The 17,620-nt window shown below is 46.8% G+C and carries 14 protein-coding genes; 8 read left to right on the plus strand and 6 right to left on the minus strand.

Going from position 1 to position 17,620, the window contains the following annotated elements; all coding sequences use genetic code 11:
- Positions 1–124 precede the first annotated feature (124 nt).
- Entirely contained in the window at positions 125–751 is a 627-nt protein-coding gene (locus LA337_17655; protein ID UBI14978.1) for a YfdX family protein, read from the plus strand.
- Positions 752–825: 74 nt separating this feature from the next.
- Here the strand turns inward: LA337_17655 and LA337_17660 are convergent, their stop codons facing one another.
- Together LA337_17660 and evgA are read right to left on the minus strand one after the other, a co-directional pair.
- On the minus strand, positions 826–4,068 hold the full coding sequence (locus tag LA337_17660; GenBank protein UBI14979.1) for a transporter substrate-binding domain-containing protein: 3,243 nt from the start codon (positions 4,066–4,068) through the stop codon (positions 826–828).
- Positions 4,069–4,072: 4 nt separating this feature from the next.
- Positions 4,073–4,687 carry an acid-sensing system DNA-binding response regulator EvgA gene (gene evgA / locus LA337_17665; GenBank protein ID UBI14980.1) on the minus strand — a complete coding sequence of 205 codons (615 nt, stop codon included), beginning with the start codon at positions 4,685–4,687 and terminating at the stop codon, positions 4,073–4,075.
- Between the two features lie 610 nt (positions 4,688–5,297).
- On the opposite strand from evgA, the gene LA337_17670 reads away from it, so the two are divergent.
- Positions 5,298–5,552 (plus strand): hypothetical protein, encoded by a 255-nt coding sequence (locus tag LA337_17670; GenBank protein UBI14981.1) that lies wholly within the window; start codon positions 5,298–5,300, stop codon positions 5,550–5,552.
- Positions 5,553–5,564: 12 nt separating this feature from the next.
- Here LA337_17670 and LA337_17675 read toward each other — a convergent pair whose 3' ends face one another.
- The 4 genes from LA337_17675 to LA337_17690 form a co-directional block, all read right to left on the minus strand.
- Complete coding sequence (locus LA337_17675) at positions 5,565–6,740, minus strand: ROK family protein (protein ID UBI14982.1); 1,176 nt, start codon at positions 6,738–6,740, stop codon at positions 5,565–5,567.
- A gap of 239 nt (positions 6,741–6,979) precedes the next feature.
- A complete protein-coding gene (locus LA337_17680) occupies positions 6,980–8,008 on the minus strand; it encodes an amidohydrolase family protein (protein ID UBI14983.1) in 1,029 nt (342 codons plus the stop codon).
- 10 nt (positions 8,009–8,018) lie between these two features.
- A complete protein-coding gene (locus LA337_17685; protein ID UBI14984.1) occupies positions 8,019–8,759 on the minus strand; it encodes a glucosamine-6-phosphate deaminase in 741 nt (246 codons plus the stop codon).
- 43 nt (positions 8,760–8,802) lie between these two features.
- Positions 8,803–10,140 carry an MHS family MFS transporter gene (locus tag LA337_17690; GenBank protein ID UBI14985.1) on the minus strand — a complete coding sequence of 446 codons (1,338 nt, stop codon included), beginning with the start codon at positions 10,138–10,140 and terminating at the stop codon, positions 8,803–8,805.
- A 556-nt stretch (positions 10,141–10,696) separates the two neighbouring features.
- Between LA337_17690 and melR the strand changes: the two genes are divergently transcribed.
- The 6 genes from melR to galE all read left to right on the plus strand — a co-directional run bounded on the left by melR (position 10,697) and on the right by galE (position 17,599).
- Positions 10,697–11,635: a transcriptional regulator MelR gene (gene melR, locus LA337_17695; protein UBI14986.1), complete on the plus strand. Its 939-nt coding sequence runs from the start codon at positions 10,697–10,699 to the stop codon at positions 11,633–11,635.
- Positions 11,636–11,828: 193 nt separating this feature from the next.
- Complete coding sequence (gene nhaC / locus LA337_17700) at positions 11,829–13,289, plus strand: Na+/H+ antiporter NhaC (protein ID UBI14987.1); 1,461 nt, start codon at positions 11,829–11,831, stop codon at positions 13,287–13,289.
- Between the two features lie 122 nt (positions 13,290–13,411).
- Positions 13,412–14,584, plus strand: a complete 1,173-nt coding sequence (locus LA337_17705; GenBank protein UBI14988.1) for a PatB family C-S lyase — start codon at positions 13,412–13,414, stop codon at positions 14,582–14,584.
- Positions 14,585–14,738: 154 nt separating this feature from the next.
- On the plus strand, positions 14,739–15,374 hold the full coding sequence (locus tag LA337_17710) for a carbonic anhydrase (GenBank protein UBI14989.1): 636 nt from the start codon (positions 14,739–14,741) through the stop codon (positions 15,372–15,374).
- Positions 15,375–15,581: 207 nt separating this feature from the next.
- Complete coding sequence (locus LA337_17715) at positions 15,582–16,520, plus strand: hypothetical protein (GenBank protein UBI14990.1); 939 nt, start codon at positions 15,582–15,584, stop codon at positions 16,518–16,520.
- Between the two features lie 62 nt (positions 16,521–16,582).
- Positions 16,583–17,599: a UDP-glucose 4-epimerase GalE gene (gene galE, locus LA337_17720; GenBank protein UBI14991.1), complete on the plus strand. Its 1,017-nt coding sequence runs from the start codon at positions 16,583–16,585 to the stop codon at positions 17,597–17,599.
- The last annotated feature ends 21 nt before the right edge of the window (positions 17,600–17,620 follow it).

Here is a 17,620-nt window from a genome sequence, read left to right on the forward strand (position 1 = left end):
GACGTCTGACACCTGTAGGATTAAACGCTCATTATTCTGTCCTGGCTCTGATTCCACTCTTTTAATTTATTTAATATGCTTATTTCGTTTGGTGACATATGCCAACTTTATTCAGGAGAAAGTAATGAAAAAGATTATTCTTGCGGGTTTGCTTGCAACCATGATGGGTTCAGCTCCGGTACTGGCAGCGACCACTACCACTCCGGCACAAACCGCTACAGCCAATGTACAAAAAGAAGCTGCCGATATTATGCAGGTCGCGGTGCAAGGTGCAAATGCGATGCGTGATATTCAGCTTGCTCGTCTGGCCCTGTTTCATGGACAGCCTGACAGTGCTAAAAAATTAACCGACGATGCCGCTTCCCTGCTGGCAGGTGACAGCCACGACTGGGCGAAATTTGTAAAAACTGCGCCTAAAGCCAAAATGATTGACGATCAGTACGTGATTATTAACGCGACTGTCGCGCTGTCAGAAGACTACATTGCCACTCCAGCCAAAGAATCCGCTATCAATACAGCGAATGGTAAAATGGCCAAAGGCGACTGGAAAGGTGCGGTGGATACCTTACAGCTGGCGGGTATCAACGTACTTCAGACTCAATACCTGATGCCTTTAAATCAGACTCGTAAAGCCGTTGCCAGCGCACAAAAACTGCTGTCTTCTGGTAAATACTACGAGGCAAACCTTGTGTTAAAGGGTGCTGAAGAAGGCATTGTTATCGATAGCGAGATGCTGGGCGCAGGCCAGTAATACTCAGCACTACGGAGTGTTGAACCAGGACTTTCTCTCCCGATCGGGCAGCTACGGCTACCCGATCGGGGGGGTTAATGGCTAATCAGACTGTCGATCTCAATCTCAATTTCCCGCATGACCGCAACAATCTTCTGTAATGCTTCCTGGCGTACAGCCAAAGGAAGACAGTCATGTCGCATAGATTCAAAAGGTTCACACAGCGTCTGAAGAGCAGTAATACCCAGAATTTGCGCCGAACCATGTAACCGGTGAAGAGCCCGCAAAAACAGCTGAGGTTCATCTTGCAAAACGGCTTTTCCGGCCGCCTGTAAATCGCTGAGCGTTGCCTCGCGAAATGTTTCGAGTATCTCATTCATTAATGCACGATCGCCGCCGGTATTTTCCGTCAGAACATTGAATTTCAGATGTCGGATCGAACAAGGAGACGAATAACCGGTTTCGATTTTGCTCAGTTCATGCGTCAGCGTCTTAATCGACACGGGCTTAAACAAACACAAATTCATCCCATTTTGCAGACACCGATCGCGTGACTGCGGGAGCGCGCTGGCCGTTAGCCCCCATATTTGTAAATGAGGCTGCTGACGACGCAATGAAGCCGCGAGATCAAACCCGTCCTTCTTCGGCATATTCACATCGGTTATCAACAGGTCGTATGATTTTTTAACCAGTTTGGCTTCGGCCTCCTCGCCATCACACGCTTCATCCACGCTGTAACCAATGGCGTTCAACTGTCGCTTAAGCAGCAGACGATTGGTCGGGTTATCATCTGCTATTAAAATAGACAGGCACGGTAGCGGCAATAGTGTGCCTGGCGTGTCGCCATCCGGAACAACTGACTGTCGGGCAGTCTCAACCGGCAACGTGATGGTAAACGTGGTTCCTTGCGACGGTACGCTCATCAGTTCAAGCGTACCACCCATCAGCGTCACCAGCTCTTTGCAGATAAATAACCCCAGACCGGAACCCGTTTGTTGACGCCCGCTGCGCCCCTGAGCATAACGATGAAATAGCCCAGCCTGCTCCTCTTCACTAATCCCACAACCGGTATCGCTAATAGCGATGGTCAGGTTGCCGTGATTCTCCTCGTCAGGCGTCAAACGGGCCGTCACGTGAATACTGCCCTGCTCGGTAAACTTCAGCGCATTACCCACCAGATTGGTGAGAATTTGCCGTAAAGCCTGCTGATCGACAAAGACCCGCTCGTTCGCCGGCAACTGGCTAACGCAGGCAAGCGTAATGCCTTTCTGTCTGGCTAAGGCATCGAAAGAGTGACACTGCAATTCAATGAGCTGCGAGAGATCCGTCCATTGAGGAACAACCTGGTATTTACCAGACTCAATCTTATCCACGTCCAGAATCTTACCAATCAGCCCAAGTAATGACTGGGCCGTCGCCCCGGTAAGGGCAATCGCCTCCTTTCGCTGCGCCGGACTGAGTTCTGAACTCGACAGTAATTCCAGAAAACCCACAATCGAGCTTACAGGGGTACGTAATTCATGGCTCATGCTCGCAAGAAAACGACTTTTGGCCTTGGTCGCTTCAATTGCTTTGTTCTTTTCGATCTCCAGCTCTTGAGACAATGCTTCTTTAAGATGGAGTTGCTCTTCCAGCAGACGCTGCGATTGCTTTCTTTTATTGACCTCACGCGAAAGTGAGATCCCCCAGATCAGGCTAATCGCTATCAGCAGCAGCGCAAACACCACCAGTTGATAGAACTGTTTGCTATATCGGCTCCAGATATCGACCTGCGTATTGGAAATTTTCGACCACTTCTCCGTCATCTGCAAAATTTCACGTGGCGGTATGGCCTGCAGCGCTTTATCCATTACGGACTTCAACATGGGCTCGTGAGGAGAGACCGCAAAACTTACCGAGGCACCCGGCATATCAGGAAGCCTAAAAAAGTGCATATTTTTCTGGTAGTCATGATCGACCATGTACCTTGCCGACAATTCGGTAGCGATTGCCGCGTCAACCTTGCCATCCCTGAGCATAGTCATCGCGACGCTACCAGTATCGGCATCCACCCAGGTGGCCTTGGGGTAGCGTTGTCTCAGGTCACTTTCCAACACATGTCCAGCGGGCAACGCAATACGGATCGGTTTATTCAGTAGCGAGTCGGCCGTTTCCTCGCGGGAAGTGATAATCACAAATGCGACATTCATCAGCGGATCGCTAAAGGTCGAATTACGCTGATTTTGATTAGTCAGGGTGATGGTGGGATACATATCCCATTGTTCGCCGCTTATTTTTTTCATCTGTTCACTTTTCGAATCAGCTAAAACGGGTTCAAAATCAAGCCCCGTTTGCAGATGAATAATATTCAGCAAATCGCCAAGGATACCGCGTAATTCACCACTGCGATCAACAAGCGTATAGGGCGGGTAATCTGGATTGATCAAAATACGAATAGTATGTTTTTTCTTCAGCCACGCTTTCTCCCGATCGGTGAATGGAATCGGCGCATTCAGATAGGCCAGGTTGCCGCGGTTCAGCCAGTTCTGCATGACCTGCATATGAATTTCATTGCTGATTGATGTAATGAAACCATCAAGAATGTTTCTTAATACCGGCTGTTCTTCCTTAACCACAAAATAATTATATTGCTCTTGTTTATCAAAGTAGTGCGTAATAACCAGTGATTGTGAAAAATATCGGGAGATACAATGACTGCTGGTGATATTGTTACCAATGTAATATTGGCTATCACCATTCACAACCGACGCCATGGCCTGATATTCGTCATCGTAAAATGAGACTTTAGCATCAGGAAAAGCATCCTGGATAACATCAAGGAAAGGACAATCACGCACACACGCGACGCTAACCTGATGGTCCGTGGTCAGCGGCAGCATGGTGTTTTTTAGCGAGGTCACAAGCGTCGGCCACGTTGTCAGCAATGCAGAAGTGCGCAATAAATTCCCGCCGACATCCTGGCGCCTTGAAAGCTGGGTTATCAGCGTATCGACATCGTTACTGGCGAGCGCGGCCAGTGCTTCTTGCTCATTATCATACTGCTTTATAACAATTTTTAGATTGAGATTCTTTTGCATTAGCGCAAGATAATCCGCATTGACTCCCCGGTAATATTCCCCACTATTTTGGTAAACAATGGGGGAGACTTCCGGTAACCAGGTGCCAACAACCAAGGTTTTTTTATGCGCTAACCAGTTCGTTTCTTCCCTGTTCAGACTGATATTTTGTACAGAGGTACTATAGTTACTTTTCAGCTCAACTTGCCGGGCAGAGCTTACATCCGTAGACACCCCGATGGTAAATATGACCATCAAAAAAATAAACAAGCGTTCCAGCATTACTCTATCCTATTTTATTTCTCTGCGCGTAATCATATATTTCCATTAATGATGAGCAATCTAATTTCTCCATCAAACGACTTTTATAGGTACTTACGGTTTTATTGCTGATGTTCATTTTGCTGGCAATTGTGCTGTAATCCATACCGTTGAGAATATAACGCAACACTCTCATTTCCTGGGTCGACAATGTATCAAGCTTATCCTGCTCGCTGACAGATGAACCCGTAAAATGCTCAAGAGAAAAGGGGAAATAGCTGTAACCATTTTTAGCGGCTTCAATGGCGGCAAGAATATTATTCATACCTTCTTTTTTACTCACAAATCCGTTGGCACCATATTCGGCGCTACGTTTACCGTAAAAATATTCATTTTTAGCTGAAATGATAATGATTACACCAGCATAGTGCCGCTTTCTCAACTGCTCCAGCACTTCGATGCCGCTAATACCCGGTATATCCACATCAACAATCAGCAGTTCCGGTTTCGTTTTTTCAACGGTTTGAACCACGTGATCCCCGCAGTCGAGCTCGGTTGTTACGGTAATACCATTTGTATCGAGTAAGTTGCGGATGGCTATGCGAGCCAATGGGTGATCGTCAACGATTATCGCGTTCATTGCGTTTAAGAATCCCGATAAATAAAGAGAGGCGATGGCTATAGAGCAGGTGAGTCTGCAATATTATTGATTTATATATCATTAGACTCAGGATGCAAATTCTAACATAGCCATGCGCGTATTTTATGATTTTTTCATAATTCAAGTGAATAAATCATGAAAATAACATTTTGGTTTACAAAATTTAAACTTTGATACTTAGCGGACATCAAATCATTAACACGCAGCAAAGAGAATATTCCTACACATGTAGGACAAACCTTTCATGTATCACGGCTCATTCTTAATGAAAAAGTTAAAATAATCAGTACGCTGAGTATAAAAAAATCACAGAGTGGACTACGTGACGTATATTCTTCTATTTTACAAGGCTTATCCCAGAAAATTAAACCGCATGGGAATTTGTCAACAAGCCAGACCATTAAACAGCGAAGTGTTAAACCATATAAAAATATATATTGCCCTAAAAATAAAGTTATTTATGTTTTTCCTGTTATAGCAAATAAAAACAACAAACCCTCTCATTTTTGCGGTTTAGAACACCCTGTATTATTTTCTCTGGAAAATTCAATTAAACGGTTGATTTAGAGACTCTGAGCACGTACGTATCATGCGAAAAATACAAAAGCTTATCAGCGCAGAGCGTGAGGAGTTCACCCCTTACTCCAGCCTGTCCGCAGAATCGATATCGCGCATTGCTACGGGCTGCGGTCGGGATGAGATTGCTGATGCGCACATCCTGATGAAACAGTTTAAATCCGAACTGGTCACCATTCCTGAGTGGGATGGTGACACAGAGGATGACATCTGGCGCGCTATTCAGCTACTCCGCACAATTCTCGAGCAAATTCAGATCGGGCCATGAAGAAATGCGTCTTCACTGTAACAGCTTTGCGAGCCCTTGTTCGAGTATGGGTATCGCCGCACCGTAGACACCGAGATCGCGGTTAACCTGACTAACGGACAATTGCTGGATCGTCTGCCCAAAGAAGCTGTTTTGTTGCTCAAACCCTGCGCAAAACGCTTGCCAAATACCGGTATTTTTAACGAAAGGGCCAGAAACAATCAGCTTTTTAGGAAAGAATACGCGACAAACGTTTGAAGCTGCGGTTGTCATCTGATCAATCGCTTGCTGTATTGCTGGGTTATCTGCCAGATCCTTTGATGCCAGAAGAGTAGCAATATTCTCTTCATCATCACCCGCCTGAAACTCTTTTCCGAGCACTTCGTGTCCGATTGACCACAGCGCTGCAACCGTTTCCAGACACCCTTTTTGTCCACAGTGGCAAGGTGCATTTTGTCCTGAGATATGCCAGTGACCAATTTCGCCAAAAGCATACCCCCCTTCGACAATATTGTCCCCGGACTGACCAAACGCAAAACCAACACCGTATCCCCAGTGTAACAGCAATGTACTTTCATCTTGCTGGAGCAGATGAATCAATAGCTCATTGTCCAGCGTGCGTGAAAGCGTGATTGAGTCGCTTTCTTTTGGAAAAACAGCGCTGATATCCAGGTTGTGCATCCTGGGCCAGCGAGAGGTGTGGATCCAGCGATTCGTGGTCCGATCAAAAACTCCACCCAGCGAAAAGACAATGCCTGCTATTTCTGCATCTTCAGGTCGCCTGGCAATAATGTCGTTATAAAGATGACGAAAAATAGCTTCCAGAGCCTTATTGTCGCTGCCAGGAGGCGCCTCGGTATGCTCATGTGCAATAATCTGCGCCGCCAGGTTGACCATAAATGTGTGCACTGACTGACTAATCACCTGAAAAACAATCGTCACCACTCTGTTGGCATTGACGCCAAGCGTCAATGACGGCCTCCCTCGTCCGACATGCTCGCTGGGTTCTTCCGTTAACAAGCGAGCCTCCAGAAGTTCAGCCACATAGTCAGAGATCGTCGTTGAACGAATCTTCAATCGTTTCGTGGCTTCACTTCGGGTTTTAACCTCGCCCTTCAGAACCGCAAGAAACACGCGTTCCTTATCATTGAGCAAGCCGCGGGTAATCGGTAAATGGGTAAGAAAGTCTATTGTGCGTTTATTATTCATGCTCTTATTAACACGTTTCGGGTTCAGACCGGGAAGTTTGCCGCATTCCCCCACAGTAACTCTGCAGAGGCACATGTTGTCATCAGAGCTACCTGACGAAGTATCCAGAAAGGCAACGCATCGATCAACCCTGATTTACCTTTTCATATGAGCAGGAACAAAGAGTTACAACGTTGAGGGATATTACTAGATAAGGAAAAGACGGTAAGAATGTTACAGGGGCATTGCTGCCCCGTTTTTTAATGAAAGCACCTGCTTAAGGCAGTGCCAATGCGGCATTCAATAACGGTATTGTTTTCATCCCAAATGATTCTGCTCTCCAGGTTTGCACACTGGTGGTGCGCCATGGCTTTTTGCATAAATTGCATGGGGTGAACGCTCGCCATCGCGACGGCCTCATCAAAGCCTACAAGTTGCCAGGTCACAAGATTACGCACCGCCCTGTCCAACGTCAGGCTGGAACCCGCCAAATTGCTTGCCCCTGGCTGGCGAACCGTACCGTCTTCAGCGCGTTCGACCATTGCCCCGGCAAAAGGGTACATCCCCGGGCGTTCACAGGCTGCAGCGCTCATCGCATCCGTTACCAAAATTGAACGGGGCACCGTTTTCGCCCGTAGCAGGTTTTTGAGCGCAAACGGCGGAATATGTAATCCATCAGCAATAAAACTGGCATGTAACGCATCGCAACTCAATTGCGCCTGTAATGTGTTATCCAACTTTGCCAATTCCTGAGGAATACCGTTTCCCAGATGTGTGCACAAACTGATACCTGCACTGACCGCTATCTGAAGCTGGGCATGACCAATACTGGAGTGTCCGACTGCAACGCGTTTTCCCCTTGCCGCTAGCCCTCGCACAAATTCCCCTCCTTCATCAAATTCAGGGGCGCAGGTGACCAGCAGAATCGGTCTTGAAAGGCCGTGTTCGAGGTCAGCAATGAACTGGGGGTCAGGTGGCGTCATATCTTCCGCAGGGTGACACCCGGCATATCCGTCTGCCGGGTTCAGAAAAGGTCCTTCCAGATGATATCCCGGAACCATTAACGCACCGAGCTCACTGTTAGCAACCGCTTTATCGAGCGCCTGAAAGCGTTTCATCAATACAGCTTTAGATGCTGTGATCAGCGTTGGCAGACAGCAGGTCACGCCGGTTTTCAGCATAGCTTCTAGCGCAGAGTCCAGCATCTCGGCATCAATATTTTCATCATTGAAATCAATGCCGGCAAACCCATTTACCTGTATATCAAACAAACCTGGAGTGACTTTCATCTTTCATCCCTTACCGTTCAGTCATTAGCGATGCGGATTCATTATCCAGAAATATCTGGCATGCGGGATGACGCTGAACAATAGAGGCTGGAACCGTATTTATCACAGGGCCTTGCAGGGCCTGTTTTACTGCCTGCGCTTTACGGCTGTCAGGGATACTTAGGATCAGCACTTGGGAGCACATAATCTGGCTTATGCTCATTGAAATAGCCCTGGACGGAACCTCTTCTATGCAACTAAACCATTTTTCGCCTAACTGTTGCTGGCGGCACGCATCATCCAGTGCAACCTGTAAATAGGGAACAGTGGTAGTAAAATCAGCTGGCGGATCGTTAAAGGCCAGATGTCCATTTTCACCAATACCTGCGAAGCAAACATCAATAGCCTGTGCGCCGATCAACCTGTTCAGACGGTCAATTTCCTGATCGATATCTTCAGCAGAACCATTAACGCCGACAAACTGCTTCAATGTAGGGAGTTTTTCAACTACGCGTTCACGCAGATAGCGGCGAAAGCTTGCCGGATGATCGTCACTTAAACCAATGTATTCATCCAGATGGAAAATCGTCACTCGGGACCAGTCAATATCCGCCTGAATGAGATTTTCCAGCATTTGGAATTGGCTGGCACCGGTCGCAAGAATAATGGCAATGTGTTCTTTCTGAGCCAATGCTTGTTGCATGGCAAGGATACCTGCTTCAGCGGCTTTCTGACCTAAAATATCTTTATTTTCTGCAATGATAATTTTCATCTTTACCTCATTAGTGAATTTTACGCTATTCCCTGAACGTCCATTAATGATGTTCTTTTAATCCCCTTGCCATTTGTACGGCCACTAAAGTCAACAAACTGCAAAACATGAGATAGCAAATTAAAAGAGTTGGCTCACCATCGCCAAAGGTGATAAGCGCTGCGGCAATAACGGGGGTCGAACCGGCAAAAATAACGCTGTTAAGCTCCCGTGATAAAGCGATACCAGAGTAGCGGTACTGAGTTGGAAAGAGATTCGCAAGGAATGCGCCTTGCGCCCCAGACGTCGCGCCATGCCCAATACCGTAAGCAATACACATTCCGATGGTTGCCAGCACGATATTACCGCTATCAAGAAACCAAAATAATGGGAAAGCGAAAGCACCGAGGAAAATCGCGCCAAAAGAGAAGACCACGGTAGTACCATATTTATCGGCCATTTTTCCCATTATCGGCGTCATAATGGTATTGACCGTCACGGCAATCATCAGCGCCATCAAACCCTCAGATTTCGCCATCCCCAGCGTATTAGTCAGATAACTGATACTAAAAACGCTGAGCAAATACCCATTTGCCTGATGGCCTGCCAGGCTGAAGAAGCCGCAGATGAGGTTTTTCGGGCTGTTAACGATCAACGCTTTAATAGGGACAGACTGGGTTTTCTTATTACTTTCAGCTTTTTCCATTGATCTTACATATTCAGGGGTTTCATCCAGATGTTTACGGATATAAATAGCCACAATAAACAATACAATGGAGAACAAGAATGGAACGCGCCACCCCCAGCTCATAAAGGCCTCATCCGGCAATTGCGTTACCAGAAAAAACGCCAGCGATGAAAGAAGAATAGCGACCCCGGTAGAGGCATTAATCAGCGAGGTATAAAAACCACGCTGTTTAACCGGTACGTATTCAGCAACAAAGGTTTGCGCCCCCGCAAGCTCCGCGCCCGAACCAAATCCCTGCATCAGGCGGATAACCACCAGCGCAATTGTCGCCCAAATACCAATATGGTGATACGTGGGTAACAGTCCCAACGCCAATGTGGCGATGCCCATTAATACCACAGCAAAAATCAAGGCCGGTTTACGTCCATAACGATCGCCAATATGGGCAATAATTACCCCACCTAAAGGACGAGAGACAAAGCCGACCGCAAAGGTTAAAAAAGCGGCCAGCGTGGCAATGGTTGGCGAAAGATTCGGAAAATAGAGTTTATTGATAACCAGTCCAGCAGCAGCTCCATACAGCGAATAGTCATACCATTCAATAACGGTTCCTGAAATGCTGGCGAACATAACTTTGCGGATCGTTTTCTTACTGGCACCCTGTTCTTCCGGGACATCCAGTTGGCTTACTCTGTCTAAATTGGCTTCACTCATTGCTCCCCCTGAATTTCTTTAAATAATTGTTTTCATGCAATAAAAAATTGCATGAGCTGGGTAACAAGCGGACATCAACCTCGCACAATCTGACGTTATCACTCTAAAAATAATTTTTGAACATGATCGTTCATAAATCAGGTTATAAATGTGACAGCGGTCATGAGATTAGGGTTCAAGGGGTAAAATCGGATACCAAAACGCATGATTGAGGGGACAGGATGAGAGCAAAAAACAGGCTGTAACAGGGCTGGAGATCGGCACAGCCTGATGACGCTTCGTTTATCAGGGCTACGGCTTACAAGCTTAAGTTGGCCGGATAAGGCGTCAGCGCCGCCATCCGGCAGGTAAAACAAAGCCTCCTATGTCTGACCGTTTTTAAGATTAAAACTCCCCTTTCCCGTTAACTCAGATCGGCAAGCGGCAGGCACAGGATCTGAGTTTTTGGGAATAACTTCGCGAAAATGGAGAGAAAACGGCGTTTTTTTTCAGTTAAGCTATGTTCATGCTTTGGCGCTACCCATGGTCAGATCCACTATTCAGGAACCCACCCATAATGGCAAAAAGTACCCCGCAGCTGCCGCTCGACCCACATATGTGTCGCAGCTATGAAAAAAAGTCGCGAAGTCCGCTGGCACTCTACTCTGAGTATCAGCGTATGGACGTCGAGCTGCGGGCGCCGCTGGCCATGAACTACAGCCACTGGCATGGTCAGGTTGAGGTGAATGTGCCGTTTGATGGCGATGTGGAGTACCTTTTCAATGACGAAGTGGTGAAGAGCAAACAGGGATTTATCACTCTGTTCTGGGCCTGCACACCTCATCAGTTGACGGATGCCGGGCATTGTAAACAGATGGCCATCTTCAACTTACCGATGCATCTGTTTTTGTCCTGGCCGCTGGACAGGGAACTGATTAACCACGTGACGCACGGAATGGTGATCACTTCGCTTGTTTCTCAGCAGTTGAGCGCATTTGAAGTGCAGCGTTGGCAGGGTGAACTCAACAGCGACAATGAGCAAATTCGTCAGTTAGCCATTGATGAAATCGCCCTGATGCTCAAGCGATTTAGCCTCGCTGGCTGGCGGCCGGTACTGGGTAACAAGACGTCACGCACCCAGAAAAACAGCATTTCACGGCATTCACAATTTTACGTTAGCCAGATGCTGGAGTTTATTGCCGCCAATTGCGACAAACAACTCACGGTCGATGCTATTGCCGAACACGTTAAGCTCAACCCCAATTACGCGATGGGTATTTTTCACCGGGTGATGCAACTAACCATGAAACAGTACATTACCGCAATGCGTATCAACCATGTGCGGGCTTTACTCAGCGACACGGATAAAACAATTTTGGATATCGCGACGATTGCAGGTTTTCGCTCCAGCAGCCGTTTTTACAGCTCGTTTCATAAATACGTCGGCATGCCGCCGCAGCAGTATCGCAAACTGAGCCAACAACGCCGAAATCATTCACCTTATGCCGAGGGGTAATTTATTCGCCAGACTCTCTCTTACCTTACTACCAAAATATAAGCACCAGAATAGCAGGTCAAAACAGATAATCTGCTGCAGTTAATAAAATAGGGTTCAGCCATGAGCTCTGGCAACTATGTTACTCAGACATGAGTGACCTGTAGCAGGTATTTATTTGACGTGTTCAACCATTAACGATTGGGATGGAATTATGGAATTAAATAGCTGCACCGCTAACAACAGAAAGCCATTGTCTTTCTTTTGGTCAGTTTTACCGATGGTTGTCATGCTGGGCGGAATTAGCATCGGGTATTTTATCTTTAATATTCGTGCTGAACCCATGATCCTGATGGGAACGGCAACCGCCTCGTTTATCGCCATCGCGCACGGCTACACGTGGGATGACATTCTACAATCTATTTGTAATAAAATATCTGAAGCGCTGCCTGTTATATTAATTGTTGCCAGTATCGGTTTCTTAATTGGCGCTTGGATGGTGTCAGGCACTATTCCAATGATGATTTATTATGGTCTGAAATGGATTAATCCGCAGTTTTTCTATATTTCAGCATTTATGCTGGGAGCGTTGATCTCAGTATGTACCGGCACTTCCTGGGGATCCATCGGCACCGTCGGGATTGCCATGATTGGCGTAGCAATTGGCCTGAATGTTTCGCTGCCGATTGCTGCTGGCGCTATTGTCTCCGGCTGCTGGTTTGGTGATAAGCTCTCGCCGGTTTCTGATTCAACCAACATGGCGGCGCTGGCTGCCGGGGTAAACCTGTACTCACATATCGGCCATCTGCTGTGGACCACCGGCCCGGGCTTTATTATTTGCTGCGTTGTTTACAGCTATATGGGCATGGGCATTGATGCTTCGTCCAGCGCGCCGGCAAATATCACCAGCCTGATGAACTCTATCGGTCAGATTTATCACTTCAACATTCTGCTACTGCTGCCGCCGATCATCGTTTTGTATGGCTCACTATCAAAAAGACCACCAATCCCGATGCTCTTTTTATCCACAATCGTCTCAATGATTCTGGCATTAGTCTTTCAGCAATTTACCGCCTCTTCGGTCGGTGAATCCGTGGTCAGCGGCTTTAAGCTCGCGATGCTCACCGGAGACAATATGCCAACACTGTCTTCCGATGTTTCTCGCTTACTGGAACGCGGCGGCGCCATTTCAATGTTTAGCAGCTTCGTTACCGTTTTCAGCGCCTTCAGCTTTGCCGGAGCAATGAGTGCGACAGGCTCTCTACACACCGTGATAAACGCGCTTACTAAAGGCGTGAAATCCACATTTCGCCTGGTGGCTACCACAATTGTAACGACGGTCACCATTTGTGCCTGCACGGCAAATGGGACCTTGCCATTGCTGCTGTGTGGTGATGCCTTTAAAGAGGAGTACAAAAAACGAGGGCTTGCGACAAAGAATCTTTCGCGTACTACCGAAGATGCCGGAACCGTTGTCGAACCGATTATTCCCTGGTCTGCCTCAGGTGTTTATTGCGCCACGATGCTGGGCGTGGCAACGCTTGATTATTTGCCATGGGCAATCCTCTGCTACAGCGGGGTTATCTTTGCTTTGTTGTGGGCAGCAACCGGTATTGGCATTGCTAAATATGAACCCAACGAATCTACAGAGCATATGGTGGAGCAAAAGTCATAGGTTATTAATCGCTAAAATTAACCACCACCAGGGTTAATTACTATATCTATTAGATATACATAAACATTCTTCGCTGTATTGCGTTGCTTAAATTATTTTCAGAGACTTTCCAGGAGTCAGCAATGTCTTTGTTTGATGATATTGTCACAAGGGATGTGAATTGCCGTAAATACGGACAATTACAACAGATGTACGGTACCACCGATGTATTACCGCTGTGGATTGCAGATATGGATTTTGTAACGCCAGAGCCAATCATGAGCACGTTGCGTTCGGTGGTGTCACAACCGGTACAAGGCTATAACATGGATTATCCACAATGGAAAGAGTCCGTTATCGATTGGTATAAACAACAGTATGATACTGACATCAAGGCGCACTGGTTACATTTTATTCCCGGTGTCATAAAAACTATCGTACTCTCTTTAATGGCGCTTACCCGTCCGGGCGATAATATTTTAACCTGTACGCCAATATATGACCCCTATCCTAATCTGGTAAAAACCAGCGGCAGGAATTTGATTCAAACGCGCCTCATTGAAAAAGACGGTCATTACGAATTTGACTGGCATGATTTCAGCGAGAAGCTCAAGCAGTGCAAAATGTTTCTTTTCCCTTCGCCGCATAATCCGGGCGGTATGGTGTGGTCGCGAGAAACGCTGGAAAAAGTCAGTCACTATTGCAAGCTTGCTGGCGTCATTATTCTGTCTGATGAAGTGCACAGTGATTTAACGCTGCCTGGCAAGCGCCATCTGCCGTTTTTTACTCTCGACGAAGCGGCAGGCAGCCAATCAATCGTGCTGACCTCTATCAGCAAGACCTTCAATACCGCTGCGATCCAGGGCGGAATAGCCATTATTAAAAATGATGAATTACGCCATCAGTTTTATGGTTTCCTGGATAACTGCTACCTTGCCGAGACGCATTCCTTACAGCAGGCAGCCATTTACAGCGCCTTTACCCATTGCGGCGACTGGCACCAGAAATTATTAGCCTACCTGGCCGATAATGTGGCATTTGTTAAAAGTGAACTTGAACAGCACTGCCCTTTAATCTCAATTGTGTATGGCGGCGCATCGTATCTTCTGTTTCTGAACGCACAAGAGATGAATCTTAGCGATGAACAGCTAAACGTTTTTTTTGTGCATGAAGCAAAGCTTGGTCTGTCGCCCGGCGCGCAATATGGCCCCGGCGGCGAGGGTCACATGAGACTCAACGTTGGGTGCCCGCGCCCGGTACTGGTAGAAGCGATGAACCGGCTTAAAGCGGCGTACCAAAAACGGCAGAGAGCATAACGCACAGCAAACTATTCGCCCCACTACGGTGGGGCAAAATTATCCAAAGATGTTGCAGAACTGCTATAAACTCTTTCCCTTCCGTCGGCTGGTGTTAAACTGGAAAGTGTGATCTTCATCATAACCTGCTTAAACAGAGAAAAGAGACACTGCTATGCAACATATCATTGAGGGCTTCCTCAACTTCCAAAAAGAGATTTTCCCTCAACGTAAGGAACTCTTTCGCAGCCTGGCGTCCAGCCAGAATCCTAAAGCGCTTTTCATCTCCTGTTCCGATAGCCGTCTGGTGCCAGAACTCGTTACTCAGCAAGAGCCCGGACAGCTTTTCGTTATCCGTAACGCCGGGAATATCGTACCGTCTTTTGGACCGGAACCAGGCGGCGTTTCCGCGACTATTGAATACGCGGTAGTGGCACTTGGCGTGACGGATATCGTCATCTGCGGGCACTCCAACTGCGGCGCGATGAAAGCCATTGCCGATAGCCAGCCTCTGGATCCGATGCCTGCTGTCGCTCACTGGCTGCACTATGCCGATGCCGCGAAAGCCGTGGTCGATAAGAAAACCTGGGATAACCCAATCGATAAAGTTAACGCCATGGTGGAAGAGAACGTTATCGCACAGCTCAACAACATTAAAACGCATCCTTGTGTCGCGGTTGGCTTGCGAAACAACGCGCTTCGTCTGCACGGATGGGTTTATGACATCGAAAGCGGTGAAATCCGTACCCTGGATAAAAACAGCAAAACCTACGTTTCTCTTGCAGATAACCCGCAGGTGCATTTCGAGTAAATCATTCACTGGAGCAAGGATGCTCTGGATAGCTTTTACCTACTTTTGTGCTATAGACAAAAAACACACTTGCGACTAGCTTTAAAATAGCCACTGGTGTTCCCACATCGGTTTTCGCACATTAATATAACATTGCGGCAGGTCTCATGCACTGAGTCGCAAACGGCCGTTCATACATGGTGCAGGCGATAAAAGGAGCCGGTACGAATGCAAGCAAAAATAAAAAGAATAATAAATATGTTATTCTATCATGAGTCGTGGGATATCATGATTATTAAGGATCACGGCACACACTTATTCCCAAATAATACGCTGGAAATATTAAGTAAATCAGCCGCACAGCAGTTAAAAAAGAAATATACGTTTCAGGCCGATCCTTTTCTTATTGAAAAAGACGACAAACTCTATGTTTTTTATGAAGCTTTTAGCTTTCGCAACTCGAAAGGCACGCTCCGATGCCGCATTCTTGATCGTGAACTGACTGAAATTGATGATGTGAAGCTCGAAGGTTTTGACGACCTGATGTGTCATTTGTCATTTCCTTTCCTGATTAATATCAACGATCAGCTCTTCATGATTCCTGAGTCATCAGAAAGAAAAGAAGTAATACTGTTTCAGTCGGTAGAATTTCCAGCTCGCTGGAAGCAAATTAAAGTTCTAATCTCTGATACCGAAGTAACCGATAACATTTTTCTTTCAATGAATGAGACCTGCTATCTGATGTCCACCACCATGGATAATAAAATAATTATTCATTCAGCAGAGCATCTTTACGGACAGTGGCAGCGAATTACTCCTGCCTTGAAAGTGAGCAACCCTCATCACCGTGGAGCGGGCGCTCCTTATCTTGTCGATAACAAAATGTATTTCCTCACCCAGGAATGCACGCCTGAAACCTATGGAAAATCTATCTACATCAAGGAATTAGTCACCCTGAATAACGCTAATTTTGATGAGAATCTGATCGAACAAATCAACTCGTCGATCAACCACAGTGACGGTGTTCACACGCTGAATTTCTCAAGTAACTTTATTGCTTATGATACAAAAATAAACAAATTCAGCTTTTTATCTATACTTAAAAAAATATCTTACAAGTGTATGGTGAGGTATCGTAACTATTATCTTACCAGGCGTCACCCATAACCTTCTTCCAGGGCAGTGACGTGAATTAATGCCCATTTTGATAGCATTTTTCTGGAGTCTGTATGGCAATTCTTGTCACTGGTGGTGCAGGTTATATTGGTTCACATACTGTGTTAACGCTACTGGAAAGAGGCGATGATGTCGTAGTCATCGATAATCTGGCGAATGCGAGCCGAATCTCGCTGGACAGGGTCGCGGAGCTCACCGGAAGAGAACCCATTGTCTATATCGCCGATGTTCTCGACAGACAGGCATTGAAAAATATTTTCGCCAACCATAACATCTCCGATGTCATTCATTTTGCCGGGCTAAAATCGGTTTCAGAGTCGATAAAAGACCCCCTCGCCTACTATGAAAACAACGTCACCGGTACGCTGGTTTTACTGGATGAGATGCTGGCCGCAGGCGTTAATCGATTCATTTTTAGCTCATCAGCTACGGTATATGGCAATCCGGAAAGCGTACCGCTGAGCGAGCAATCGCGTACGGGCGGAACCACCAATCCGTACGGCACCTCTAAATTAATGGTCGAACAAATTCTGGCCGACTTCTCACGCGCGCAACCCGATTTCCGCATTACCTGCCTGCGCTATTTCAACCCGGTCGGCGCCCATCCATCGGGTCGGATTGGTGAAGATCCTAACGGTATCCCTAATAACCTGGTTCCGTACATCTCCCAGGTCGCGATTGGTAAGCTGGAAACCGTGTCGGTGTACGGTAATGATTATCCCACTCCCGACGGCACCGGCGTGCGTGATTATATCCACGTAATGGATTTAGCGACCGGCCATTTAGCCGCACTGGATTGCCAGAACAAAGGCGCTGCCTACAAGGTGATTAATCTCGGTACCGGAGTCGGTTATTCCGTAATTAATCTGATTGAGGCGTTTGAAAAAGCGGCGCAGACAAAAATAAGCTATCAGTTTGTCGACAGAAGACCTGGCGACATTGCCGAATGTTGGTCTGACCCGTCACTGGCATACAAAGAGTTAGGCTGGAAGGCCATCTATAACCTTGATGAAATGATGCGTGACACGTGGAACTGGCAAAAAAATAACCCGAATGGGTATCACATCTGATGTATGCGGCAACGCGCCTGA

This window comes from Citrobacter europaeus, from assembly GCA_020099315.1.
Classification (GTDB): Bacteria; Pseudomonadota; Gammaproteobacteria; order Enterobacterales; family Enterobacteriaceae; genus Citrobacter; species Citrobacter europaeus.

What these genes read in the sequence shown, in the direction of transcription:
- LA337_17655 (UBI14978.1), top strand. Translation starts at nt 125, where the DNA reads ATGAAAAAGATTATTCTTGCGGGTTTGCTTGCAACCATGATGGGTTCA.
- LA337_17660 (UBI14979.1), bottom strand. Translation starts at nt 4,068, where the DNA reads ATGCTGGAACGCTTGTTTATTTTTTTGATGGTCATATTTACCATCGGG.
- evgA (UBI14980.1), bottom strand. Translation starts at nt 4,687, where the DNA reads ATGAACGCGATAATCGTTGACGATCACCCATTGGCTCGCATAGCCATC.
- LA337_17670 (UBI14981.1), top strand. Translation starts at nt 5,298, where the DNA reads ATGCGAAAAATACAAAAGCTTATCAGCGCAGAGCGTGAGGAGTTCACC.
- LA337_17675 (UBI14982.1), bottom strand. Translation starts at nt 6,740, where the DNA reads ATGAATAATAAACGCACAATAGACTTTCTTACCCATTTACCGATTACC.
- LA337_17680 (UBI14983.1), bottom strand. Translation starts at nt 8,008, where the DNA reads ATGAAAGTCACTCCAGGTTTGTTTGATATACAGGTAAATGGGTTTGCC.
- LA337_17685 (UBI14984.1), bottom strand. Translation starts at nt 8,759, where the DNA reads ATGAAAATTATCATTGCAGAAAATAAAGATATTTTAGGTCAGAAAGCC.
- LA337_17690 (UBI14985.1), bottom strand. Translation starts at nt 10,140, where the DNA reads ATGAGTGAAGCCAATTTAGACAGAGTAAGCCAACTGGATGTCCCGGAA.
- melR (UBI14986.1), top strand. Translation starts at nt 10,697, where the DNA reads ATGGCAAAAAGTACCCCGCAGCTGCCGCTCGACCCACATATGTGTCGC.
- nhaC (UBI14987.1), top strand. Translation starts at nt 11,829, where the DNA reads ATGGAATTAAATAGCTGCACCGCTAACAACAGAAAGCCATTGTCTTTC.
- LA337_17705 (UBI14988.1), top strand. Translation starts at nt 13,412, where the DNA reads ATGTCTTTGTTTGATGATATTGTCACAAGGGATGTGAATTGCCGTAAA.
- LA337_17710 (UBI14989.1), top strand. Translation starts at nt 14,739, where the DNA reads ATGCAACATATCATTGAGGGCTTCCTCAACTTCCAAAAAGAGATTTTC.
- LA337_17715 (UBI14990.1), top strand. Translation starts at nt 15,582, where the DNA reads ATGCAAGCAAAAATAAAAAGAATAATAAATATGTTATTCTATCATGAG.
- galE (UBI14991.1), top strand. Translation starts at nt 16,583, where the DNA reads ATGGCAATTCTTGTCACTGGTGGTGCAGGTTATATTGGTTCACATACT.